Genomic DNA, 11,846 nt, shown 5'->3' with positions numbered 1-11,846 from the left:
TAGAAAAACTAAATAAAGCATCAGAGTTATCTTTTTATAAAAAGCTATCGGTTGATGTAATAGATTGGTTTAAGTACTTAATATCTGAATATAATTTAAACGTTGCTACTAAAAAGTTATATATCGACTAATGTCTGAACAAATAAATTCAAATAGACGCGGTTTCTTAACTCGACTTTCTAAACCGGTTAAAGCAGCCGCGAATTATGAAGAGATATCACAGCGCTTGCATGCAAGACCGCCAAGAGCGGTCGATGAGGTGCTGTTTGAGCGTCTTTGCGACGGTTGTGGATTGTGTGAACAATCGTGTCCAAATAGCGTTATTGAGATGCTAGAGGGCAGTGCGCTGCTGAATTTGGATTACAACAGTTGTTCTATGTGTAACAAATGCACTGAAGTGTGTCCGACCGGCGCACTTCATCCAACGGTCACGCCTTATATCGACCTCAAGCCGAGCTTTGCGGATAGCTGCAATAATTACATGCAAATGGACTGTTCAGCATGCCAAACGGCGTGTTCAGCTGGTGCAATACACATCGAAGTAGGAGAGTTGCCTACAGTGGACAAAGATAAGTGTAACGGCTGTGGAGAGTGCCGAAGCGCTTGTTATATTGGCTCTGTGACTCTTAACCTGACTCAGCAATAAACGTTTGGCTTTGTATGACACAAGCCAACAGGAAGATTTGGTTGAGTGATAGACGAGTCGCTTTAGATACCTAAAGACATAAATAGAAAAGGGTCCGCATTCCTAAAGGAAGCGGACCCTTTTTTGATTCTTATTGACGATATTCGAACAAAGTGACCTAAAGCCAGCTGGCTTATGCGCGTTTTTGCTTGTTTCTATGAATAACGTTACTCAGCGATAGCTCAGTCTTTGCTTTACAGATACAAGGCAATATCTCATTACCTTGCGTGTAAGCCATAGCAAAACCAACGTACTCGACCTCACCAGAATCCAACGTGCAGCGGCAAGCGCCACAGTGACCATCTCGGCAGTTGTATTCTGGCTCTAACCCAGCTTGTTCCATTGTTTCCAACAGAGTGTTTGAAGGGTTAGATTCAATTGAAGTCAGTTTGTTGATTTTGATTGTTGGCATTACAGCTCAAATCCTTCAAAGTCGTCAGCTTTTACTTCGTTGTCGATTTGGCCAACTAGGTAAGAACTGATTTCTGCTTCTTGTGGAGCAACTTGAACGTTATCTGAAGACAACCAAGCGTTGATCCATGGAATTGGGTTCGACGTTGCTGCTGGGTAAGCCGTACCTAGGCCAACAGCCTGCATACGGATGTTGGTAATGTACTCAACGTATTGGCAAAGAATGTCTTTGTTCAGACCAATCATAGAGCCATCTTTGAATAGGTATTCTGCCCACTCTTTCTCTTGCTCAGCCGCTTCTTTGAATAGGTCGAAACACTCTTGCTTACACTCTTCAGCGATCTGCATGAATTCAAAATCATCTTGACCATTGCGTAGCAAGTTGATCATGTGCTGTGTACCAGTAAGGTGAAGGGCTTCATCACGAGCGATTAGCTTGATGATCTTCGCGTTACCTTCCATTAGCTCACGCTCAGCGAATGCAAATGAACATGCGAAACTTACGTAGAAACGAATCGCTTCTAGTGCGTTTACAGACATTAGACATAGGTAAAGTTTCTTCTTCAGGTCGTGAAGTGAAATCTTGACGTCTTCGCCGTTGATGCTGTGGTTGCCTTCACCGTAGCGGTGGTAGTCAGCCGTTAGCTTGATTAGGTCGTCGTAGTAGAAAGCGATGTCTTTAGCACGCTTCAGAATCTCTTCATTTTCAACGATGTCGTCGAATACTACGCCTGGATCATTCACGATGTTACGGATGATGTGCGTGTAAGAACGAGAGTGAATCGTTTCAGAGAAAGACCAAGTTTCAATCCAAGTTTCAACTTCTGGTAGAGATACCAATGGAAGTAGGGCAACGTTAGGGCTGCGGCCTTGGATTGAATCTAGAAGCGTTTGGTACTTCAAGTTAGAGATGAAGATGTGCTTTTCATGCTCAGGAAGCTTGTTGTAGTCGATACGGTCGCTAGACACGTCTACTTCTTCTGGACGCCAGAAGAAAGAAAGCTGCTTCTCGATAAGCTTTTCGAAGATTTCGAATTTTTGTTGGTCGTAACGTGCAACGTTTACCGACTGACCCAAGAACATTGGTTCTTTTAGTTGGTCATTTTTTTGCTGAGAAAAAGTACTGTAAGCCATAAATGCCTCAAATCCTTTAAAGACCCGTAATAAAACGGACCCTGTTAATGCTTTAAACCCAGAGAAGATAACTCTTCTCTGGGGTCTTAATGTTTATTGCGGTTTAGATCTTACAACCGCCGCCTTCACAATCTTCTTCCGGCACTTGAACTGCATCGCCTTGGTCGTCTTTAGCACCATCACGAGTGTTATGGTAGTAAAGCGTCTTAACACCGTACTTGTACGCTGTTAGTAGGTCTTGAAGCAGCTTCTTCATTGGTACTTTACCGCTGTCGTAAACACTTGGGTCATAGTTAGTGTTTGCAGAGATAGCTTGGTCAACGAATTTTTGCATGATACCCACTAGGTGTAGGTAACCGTCGTTAGAACCAATGTTCCAAAGTAGCTCGTAGTTCTCTTTAAGATTTAGGAAATCTGGAACCACTTGCTTAAGGATGCCGTCTTTCGATGCTTTCACTGATACGTAACCACGTGGTGGCTCGATACCGTTAGTCGCGTTCGAGATTTGAGACGATGTCTCAGAAGGCATAAGCGCTGTTAGCGTAGAGTTACGCAGACCGTGCTCCATGATCTCTTCACGTAGAGAATCCCAATCGTAGTGCAGTGGCTCTTCACATACTAAGTCGATATCTTTTTTGTAAGTATCGATTGGCAGTAGGCCTTTCGCGTAGTTGGTCTCGTGGAAAGATGGGCAACGGCCTTGCTCTTTCGCTAGTTCAACAGATGCTTTTAGCAAGTGGTATTGAATTGCTTCAAAAGTACGGTGAGTCAGGCCATTCGCGCTGCCATCAGAGTACTTAACACCATTCTTCGCTAGGTAGTATGCGTAGTTGATTACACCTACACCTAAAGTACGACGGTTCATTGTCGACTTGTATGCAGCTGGAAGCGGGTAGTCTTGGTAATCAAGCAGTGCATCTAGAGCACGAACAACCAGCTCAGAAAGCTCTGCTAGGTCGTCCAGTTCATTGATTGCGCCAAGGTTGAATGCTGAAAGCGTACATAGTGCAATTTCGCCTTCGTCATCTTCTACGTTAGAAAGTGGCTTAGTAGGAAGCGCGATTTCTAGACATAGGTTCGATTGACGAACAGGTGCTACTTCAGAATCAAACGGGCTGTGTGTATTACAGTGGTCAACGTTCTGAATGTAGATACGACCAGTAGAAGCACGCTCTTGCATTAGCAGAGAGAAAAGCTCAACGGCTTTAACCGTTTCACGCTTCACTGAAGGATCGTTTTCGTACTTAACGTATAGCTCTTCAAAACGGTCTTGGTTTTCGAAGAACGCATCGTAAAGGCCAGGTACGTCTGAAGGTGAGAACAGGCTGATGTTGCCACCCTGAACTAGGCGAGAGTACATAAGCTTGTTCAGCTGTACGCCGTAATCCATGTGACGAACTCGGTTCTCTTCAACGCCGCGGTTGTTTTTCAGTACTAATAGAGACTGAACTTCACCGTGCCATAGTGGGTAGAATACCGTTGCTGCACCGCCACGAACACCACCTTGAGAACAACATTTTACTGCTGTTTGGAAGTATTTGTAGAAAGGGATACAGCCTGTGTGGAACGCTTCACCATTACGGATTTCAGAACCAAGCGCACGGATACGACCTGCGTTGATACCAATACCAGCACGTTGAGATACGTAACGAACAATTGAGCTTGCTGTCGCGTTGATTGAATCAAGGCTGTCACCACACTCGATCAGTACACAAGAACTGAATTGACGAGTAGGCGTACGTACACCAGACATGATCGGTGTAGGTAGAGAAATCTTAAACGTAGACGATGCGTCGTAAAAACGTTTGATGTAGTCAAGACGAGTCGATTTCGGGTATTTAGCGAATAGACACGCAGCAACTAAAATGTAAAGGAACTGAGCACTCTCGTAGATTTCTTTCGTTACACGGTTTTGCACGAAGTATTTACCTTCGAGCTGCTTAACCGCTGCGTAAGAGAAGTCTAAGTCACGTTTGTGGTCGATGTACTCGTCAAGCTCTTCGAATTCAGCTTTCGTGTAATCTTCCATAAGGTGGCTATCGTATTTACCCATATCAACCAGTTTTGCAACGTGGTCATACAGTGCAGGCGGCTCGTATTCGCCGTACGCTTTTTTACGTAGGTGGAATACAGACAGACGTGCTGCTAGATATTGGTAATCAGGAGTCTCTTCAGAGATTAAATCCGCTGCTGACTTGATGATAGTTTCATGAATGTCAGTAGTGGTGATGCCATCGTAAAACTGAATGTGAGCTTTCAATTCTACTTGTGATACAGAAACATTGTGCAAGCCTTCAGCTGCCCATGTAATCACGCGATGGATCTTCTCTAGATCGATCGTTTCTTTGCGCCCGTTACGCTTGGTAACAGTAAGTTGTTGGTTCATTCTGCTTAATTTCCCTAACAAAACTGAACAAGGCCGTGTTTTTGTGTATTTCTGTGTAATTTTTGTAAATTACGTTTCGGCTTTGTGATCTTGGTCTACCCATACATTGTAGTTCAAACACAACATATAGGGGTCATTTGTTTGTTGGGTTACAAGATAGTGCTACAACTGATATTTTTCAAGGTAAAGAAATGGGGTTGCTTGTGGATAAGTGGTGGATTGAAAAAAAACTGTAAGTGACCACTAACTGATGAGGTTATATGTGACTTGATTGTATAAAAGTCGGCTTTTAATGATGCTTTATTTTTGCACGCCCATAAAAAAAAATCCCTTGATCTTTGGCCAAAATGGGCGATTGATTTTAGGCGATTAAATTTAAATCGAGGTGGTCAAAATGGAAGCTAGCGCACGAAATTTAGACTGAAAAAAGTCGCAAAGTTATGGTAATTGCAACTCTTTTCATTCGTCTTTTTTACAAAAGGTTTTACGGTAGGGCTACCGATATTTTTTAGCCAAAGTTTTGCGTGTGGACGATGTAGTTTACGTCTACATTTGTGCCTAAACGATAAGTGTCCGTAAGAGGATTGTAGTGCAGCCCTGTAATCCCTAGTTCTTGCAGCGGAGTGTTATCGACCATCTTGATAAGTTCTGCAGGGCGAATGAACTTCTCGTGCTCATGAGTGCCCTCAGGAACAATCTTAAGTAGCTTTTCTGCACCAACAATAGCGAACAGGTAAGATTTGAAGTTACGGTTCAAGGTAGAGAAGAACACGTGACCACCCGGTTTCACTAATTTTGAACATGCACTAATCACAGATTGTGGATCAGGAACGTGCTCTAGCATTTCCATACATGTCACCACATCGTAAGTTTGTGGATTCTGTTCTGCATGGTCTTCGATGGTGCTCTGGATGTAATCGAGCTTGGTGCCAGTTTCCAATGCGTGAAGACGTGCCACTTCTAGCGGTTCTTTACCCATATCTAGGCCAATGACTACTGCGCCCTCAACAGCCATGCTTTCAGCCAAAATGCCGCCACCGCAGCCAACATCGAGGACTTTCTTACCAAATAAACCTTCGGTCTTTTCTAGCACGTAATTTAGGCGCAGTGGGTTGATTTGATGTAGAGGCTTAAACTCGCCTTCCAGATCCCACCAGCGCGACGCCATGTCTTCGAATTTTTTGATTTCTGCTGGGTCTACGTTCTGTGATTTAGTCATAATCGGCATTTCCAAGTTAAATAATGCATCCATGAAATTGCAGGCATTATAACTTGCCTTTTCGCTCTGACCAGAAGATCTACAATTTTGCTAGTTTATTGGATGTAAAGTGACCATGTTTCAGCAAGATATGATGCGGAGGTGCAATTTCTCATCAATTGATTGGCTACAAGGGTCACAAGATGGTAAAAGGAGAGGGAAAGTGATGCCTCCGTAGGTAAATTTGTGTTATATTTTTCGGTCTTATACGTATTCAAAAATACGATCTGACTATAGAGGGAAAATGGCTCTATGAGCGATCTAGCGAAAGAGATCACGCCCGTAAATATTGAAGATGAGCTTAGAGGTTCATACCTAGACTACGCGATGTCCGTCATCGTTGGTCGTGCCCTTCCAGATGTGCGTGATGGCCTAAAACCTGTACACCGCCGCGTTTTGTTCGCGATGAATGTACTAGGTAATGATTGGAACAAACCATATAAAAAGTCTGCTCGTGTAGTAGGTGATGTAATCGGTAAATACCACCCACATGGTGATAGTGCTGTATACGATACTATTGTTCGTATGGCGCAACCGTTCTCACTGCGTTACATGCTAGTTGATGGCCAAGGTAACTTTGGTTCTATCGATGGCGACTCCGCGGCTGCAATGCGTTATACCGAAGTTCGTATGGCGAAAATTGCTCACGAGCTCCTGGCTGACCTTGATAAGGAAACTGTGGATTACGTACCGAACTACGATGGTACAGAACAAATTCCAGCAGTACTTCCTACAAAAATTCCTAACCTATTGGTAAACGGTGCTTCTGGTATCGCAGTAGGTATGGCTACCAACATCCCACCACATAACCTTGGTGAAGTTGTTGATGGCTGTTTAGCATTTATCAATAATGAAGATATCACTATTGATGAGCTAATGGACTATATCCCTGGTCCTGACTTCCCAACAGCAGCACTTATCAGTGGTCGTAAAGGCATCGTAGATGCTTACAAGACTGGCCGCGGTAAGGTTTACATGCGTTCAAAAGCGGATATCGAAGTAGAGAAGAATGGTAAAGAAACCATTATCGTTACTGAGATCCCTTACCAAGTAAACAAAGCTCGTTTGATCGAGAAGATTGCTGAACTGGTTAAAGATAAGAAAGTAGAAGGCATCAGTGCACTGCGTGACGAGTCTGATAAAGACGGTATGCGTATTGTTATTGAATGTAAGCGTGATGCAGTAGGCGAAGTGGTTCTTAACAACCTATACGCTCAAACTCAACTGCAAACGACTTTCGGTATCAACATGGTTGCGTTGAATAACGGTCAACCACAGTTGTTCAACATCAAAGACATGCTTAAGTGCTTCGTAGACCACCGTCGCGAAGTTGTGACTCGTCGTACTATCTTCGAATTGAAGAAAGCACGCGACCGTGCACACATCCTTGAAGCATTGTCTCTAGCACTTGCTAACATTGATGAAATCATTGAACTGATCAAGAGCGCGCCAACACCAGCAGAAGCTAAAGTTGGTTTAGTGTCTCGTGGTTGGGATCTTGGTAACGTTGCTTCAATGCTTGAGCGTGCAGGTACTGATGCGGCTCGTCCTGATTGGTTGGAAGACCAATACGGCATCCGTGATGGTCAATACTTCCTAACGGAAACACAAGCACAAGCTATTCTAGAACTTCGTCTTCACCGCCTAACTGGCCTAGAGCACGAGAAGATTCTAGACGAGTACAAAGCCCTTCTAGAAGAAATCGCTGAGCTAATGCACATTCTTGCAAGCACTGAGCGTTTGATGGAAGTTATCCGTGAAGAACTTGAAGCAGTACGTGAAATCTATGGCGACGAGCGTCGTACAGAAATCACAGCGGCAGTTCATGACATCGACATGGAAGAGCTGATTGCTCAAGAAGACGTTGTAGTAACGCTTTCTAACGCAGGTTACGTTAAGTACCAAATCCTAAGCGACTACGAAGCTCAGCGTCGTGGTGGTAAAGGTAAGAGTGCAACTAAGATGAAAGATGAGGATTACATTGAGCGTCTGCTTGTTGCTAATACTCACGATAACATCTTATGTTTCTCTACTCGTGGTAAAACGTACCGCTTGAAAGTTTATCAACTGCCTCAAGCAAGCCGCACCGCTCGTGGTAAGCCTATCGTTAACATTCTTCCTCTAGAAGAAGGTGAGCGTATTACGGCTATCCTGCCTGTTTCTGAATTCTCAAACGAGAAATTCATCTTCATGGCAACAGGCGACGGTACAGTTAAGAAGACATCACTGGATCAATTCGCAAACGTACGTGCTAACGGCCTAATCGCAGTTAACCTACGTGACGATGATTCACTGATTGGCGTTGATATTACTGATGGTAATAGCGACATCATGCTGTTCTCTAAATCGGGCAAAGTTGTTCGCTTTAACGAGGACAAAGTACGTCCAATGGGTCGTACTGCCTCTGGTGTTCGTGGTATGAAGCTCCCAGAAGACGATCAAGTGGTTTCACTGATTGTTCCTTCAAACGAAGGCGATATCCTAACTGTGACTCAAAACGGTTACGGTAAGCGTACTGAGCTAGCTGAATACCCAACGAAAGGCCGTGCAACGCAAGGTGTAGTATCTATCAAAGTCTCTGAACGTAACGGGCCAGTTGTTGGCGCTGTTCAAGTTGAAGAAGGCGATGAAATGATGATGATCACCGACGCAGGTACACTAGTACGTACTCGCGTAGCGGAAGTAAGCCAAGTTGGTCGTAACACTCAAGGTGTAACACTGATTCGTACTGCTGAAGACGAGAATGTTGTAGGTCTACAACGTATCGACGAAGTAGAAGAAGCTGAGATTGTAGAAGGCGATGCTGAAGAAGCAAATGCTGAAACTATCAACGCTGAAGTTACTGAATCAAGTGAAGAGCAAGCATCAGATGCTTCTGACTCTGAAAGTGATAGCGAGCAAGATACTGAGTAATCTCGATTACGTTAAGTAATTAAGCTTACCATTGAAAAAACCGAGCCTAAGGTGCTCGGTTTTTTATTGTCTGCTCGTTTATTCTGATTGGCGTAAACCCTAATAGCTAAGTCTCGATCAATATTGCCTGATTGGGAAAGTGGTAAACTTAAAGGGTTGATAAAGGAGTGTGGAATGGACATCTGGTTGTTGGTTGCGTTAGTACTAATGAGCTTGTTTTTGATCGTGGTCGTTATTGCCGCGAGCGACAATGGTAGTCATCTAAAAGGCAATGTGGTGATTTCCCTTACTGCAGTGGCTCTGAGTGTGCTTGTCTGGTCTCAAATGAAACAGGAGACACCTCAACTTCCTTTGGATGATAGCAATGGTTACACGACAACAGATTTCGAAGGTGAGCTTCAACAAAGCCTCAAACAAGATCCGAATCAATCCGATTTGTGGTTTAAGCTGGGTGGTGTGTATATGCAGAAAGGAGAGTTTGATGCAGCGTTCACCTGTTATGACTACGCGATTCGATTGGATCCTCAAGCACCATCGGGCCTTTATGCGGCCAAAGCAACCGCACTTTATTACCTCAGCTCTCAAACGATGAGCGATGACGTGAATGCGTTATTGGATCACTCAATGCAGCTTGATCCCAATGATCGTACGGCATTGATGCTGATTGCGACCGATCATTTCATCAGCATGCGCTATCAACAAGCGATTGATGCGTGGACTCAAATCCTCGACTCCAATCAAAAGGGGATTGATCGCGTTTCGATCATTCACTCGATCAACCAAGCCAAACAGATGATCCGCTAAGCTTGGTCAATAGGCTGTTCTTCCTGATTAGCTTTTGAAGCTATTTGTCTTTGAAACGATTAGCCTTTGAAACGACTTACCTTTGAAGCGTTTAGCCTCTAAAGCCGTTAACCTCTCAAGCTATTGGCTTTCTTGCATTTCTATTAACCCACCTGCGTTGTGGATTTGAGTAAATCCTTGAGCTCGCAAGAATTGATAGGCTTGCCCTGAACGATTACCACTGCGGCAATACAAAACGATCGGTTGGTCTTTATCTATCTTGGCGAAGTGAGTAGCGACTTCAGAAAGAGGGTAGTTGATGGCGTTGTTCAGATGCCCTTGTTCGAACTCTGCAGGTGTTCTGACATCAACCACTAATGCGCCTTTCTCTATTAATTCCCACCCTGTCTCAGCACGCTCAGAGGCGTAAACGCCTGAACTGAGTAGTGCGATACATAATGCTGAAAGTGAAAGTAAGGTTTTCATTATATATTCCTTGAATTGGCGAGTGGATTGGGGAGGAGATATTAATGTGTATTGCCCCAAACCTAAAAAACCAGCCACACAATAATAGTGTGACTGGTTTTTACGTAATGGTCTAATTGAAGAAACTAGTATTCGTAGCTGGCTTCACGCTTTTCAGCTTGCTCTTCCCATTTAGGAACAACTGTGTCTAAGAAGTGTTGTTTTTCAGCGTTCATCTTATCCATGTCCATTCCAAGCGCTTTTTGAGCCGCCTCTTTGGTTGAGATGTCTGGAATCTCGATTGGATCAGTGATGCCTTTCTTCGCCAGTAGACGAACAATCTTAGTACGAGCATCGGCTGCGCGGTCAACGGCAGTGCCTAGCACTTCTAGAGCGATTTCAGGTGCATGCATATGAACGCCGTGAGATGCAATAGCGTAGTCCCAACGCCATTGAGCGTGACGGATATCCAGTAGGATAGGCTCCATCTCTTGCTCTGTCGCACCTGCTTCCCATGCCGCGCCTGCTTCAAAGTGAGCGGCAACGATTTGTTTCTCAGCGGTCAGCTTCATGTTTAGCACTTGAGCTTTACGGCTTGAAACGATGCTACGCATGGTTTCTTTAGATTGAGTGTGACAGTTTGCACACGTATCTTCGAAGCGGTCGAATGGGTTACCCACTTTATGGTCGGTATAAACGGTGCCATCTTCTTTGGTCACTTTCGGCATATGACAGTCAACACAAGCAACTTTGTTTTTGCCGTGAATGCCTTCACGCCACGTTTCATAGCCAGGGTGCTGTGCTTTTAGCATTGGCGCTTTAGATACTTTGTGCGTCCAATCTTTAAAGCCGATTCCATCGTAATACTCTTCCATTTGCTCAACACGAGTCCCTTTGTCCCAAGGGAATTTCACGCCTTTTGTCGGTCCTGTGAAGTAGTATTCCACATGACATTGAGCACAAACGGAAGCTTGTTGATCTAAGCGACCTTGGTCTTCAAACTTCTTACCAATCGCATCGAACGCACGTTCAACATAAGGACGCGTCACCTTCAGTGCTGGCTCACCATTTTTAAAGCCTTCGCTTTGGGTATCGTGACAGTCGGCACAGCCAATAGGGTTAACAATCTCGTTGCCAAGACGTGCCCATTTACCTTCAAAGTAACCGTCTTCACCACGCTCTTCGATAACACGTGCTACGTCTGGGCTTTTACAGCTCCAGCACGCCATTGGCATAGGGCCAGAGTTTTCGTCCGTTGGGCCGCCAGTACGAAGTGTTTGTCGTACATCGTCAATCGCATAAAAGTGACCACGTGCCTTGTTGTAATCTTTTGCGAAGCCGTAGCCAGCCCACATGATAACCATGTTGGGATCTTCTTTTAGTGCGTCTTCAATGGTTTCGCTTTCTGAAGTCTGTCTCCATGAATGATATTGATCTGGGTGGTTTTGCTCGAACTGGTCGTTACGAGGGTCGCCAATTTCTTTTTGTTCAGACGCAGCAAAACTGGTTGCGCTTGCTAGTGATGCGCTAACCATTAATAGTGCTGTGACCGAATTACGTATCCAATGCTTTTTCACAGTGATATCTCCAATATACTGATTCTTATACCAAGCGTTGTGAGTTTGCTATTCAAATTAAGAACTGGAGAATTCCTGTTTATATTAATTCATAAACAAACACATTTTGTTACGTGTTGGATATAGCTTGTCTTAGATCAATTAATGGTAGTGACTTCAATCACGTTGAAGTTTATATAACCCTAAAGGGGTATTGCTGGGTAGGGATATTAAAGTTCAATTGATAATTATTAT

9 protein-coding genes and 1 pseudogene are annotated in these 11,846 nt (G+C 44.1%); 4 read left to right on the top strand and 6 right to left on the bottom strand.

The window, feature by feature from the left end; all coding sequences use genetic code 11:
* A pseudogene (locus AB4507_RS14335) lies at positions 1-131 on the top strand (molecular chaperone); the annotation flags it as partial.
* Positions 131-646 (top strand): ferredoxin-type protein NapF, encoded by a 516-nt coding sequence (napF, locus tag AB4507_RS14330; RefSeq protein WP_017060994.1) that lies wholly within the window; start codon positions 131-133, stop codon positions 644-646. The pseudogene AB4507_RS14335 and the gene napF, both read left to right, overlap by 1 nt.
* A 172-nt stretch (positions 647-818) precedes the next feature.
* Here napF and yfaE read toward each other — a convergent pair whose 3' ends face one another.
* From yfaE to ubiG, 4 genes are all read right to left on the bottom strand, one after another.
* A complete protein-coding gene (gene yfaE / locus AB4507_RS14325; RefSeq protein WP_010438115.1) occupies positions 819-1,097 on the bottom strand; it encodes a class I ribonucleotide reductase maintenance protein YfaE in 279 nt (92 codons plus the stop codon).
* Complete coding sequence (gene nrdB / locus AB4507_RS14320) at positions 1,097-2,230, bottom strand: class Ia ribonucleoside-diphosphate reductase subunit beta (protein ID WP_017063554.1); 1,134 nt, start codon at positions 2,228-2,230, stop codon at positions 1,097-1,099. Before nrdB ends, yfaE begins: the two co-directional genes overlap by 1 nt.
* A gap of 103 nt (positions 2,231-2,333) precedes the next feature.
* Positions 2,334-4,616, bottom strand: a complete 2,283-nt coding sequence (gene nrdA / locus AB4507_RS14315) for a class 1a ribonucleoside-diphosphate reductase subunit alpha (RefSeq protein ID WP_017060992.1) — start codon at positions 4,614-4,616, stop codon at positions 2,334-2,336.
* Between the two features lie 508 nt (positions 4,617-5,124).
* A complete protein-coding gene (gene ubiG, locus AB4507_RS14310) occupies positions 5,125-5,868 on the bottom strand; it encodes a bifunctional 2-polyprenyl-6-hydroxyphenol methylase/3-demethylubiquinol 3-O-methyltransferase UbiG (protein WP_372132323.1) in 744 nt (247 codons plus the stop codon).
* Positions 5,869-6,126: 258 nt separating this feature from the next.
* Between ubiG and gyrA the strand changes: the two genes are divergently transcribed.
* Both gyrA and AB4507_RS14300 read left to right on the top strand, forming a co-directional pair.
* On the top strand, positions 6,127-8,787 hold the full coding sequence (gyrA, locus tag AB4507_RS14305) for a DNA gyrase subunit A (protein ID WP_372182858.1): 2,661 nt from the start codon (positions 6,127-6,129) through the stop codon (positions 8,785-8,787).
* Between the two features lie 174 nt (positions 8,788-8,961).
* Positions 8,962-9,591 (top strand): tetratricopeptide repeat protein, encoded by a 630-nt coding sequence (locus AB4507_RS14300; RefSeq protein WP_102530463.1) that lies wholly within the window; start codon positions 8,962-8,964, stop codon positions 9,589-9,591.
* A gap of 120 nt (positions 9,592-9,711) precedes the next feature.
* Here AB4507_RS14300 and AB4507_RS14295 read toward each other — a convergent pair whose 3' ends face one another.
* Positions 9,712-10,056, bottom strand: a complete 345-nt coding sequence (locus tag AB4507_RS14295) for a rhodanese-like domain-containing protein (protein ID WP_372182857.1) — start codon at positions 10,054-10,056, stop codon at positions 9,712-9,714.
* A 125-nt stretch (positions 10,057-10,181) separates the two neighbouring features.
* Positions 10,182-11,612 (bottom strand): ammonia-forming nitrite reductase cytochrome c552 subunit, encoded by a 1,431-nt coding sequence (nrfA, locus tag AB4507_RS14290; protein WP_372182856.1) that lies wholly within the window; start codon positions 11,610-11,612, stop codon positions 10,182-10,184.
* Between the last annotated feature and the right edge of the window lie 234 nt (positions 11,613-11,846).

This window comes from Vibrio sp. 10N.222.54.A3 (assembly GCF_041474095.1).
In the GTDB taxonomy this organism is placed as follows: Bacteria; Pseudomonadota; Gammaproteobacteria; order Enterobacterales; family Vibrionaceae; genus Vibrio; species Vibrio crassostreae_C.
The sequence above is the reverse complement of the archived record's forward strand: the minus strand, read 5'-3'. Positions and strand labels throughout refer to the sequence as shown.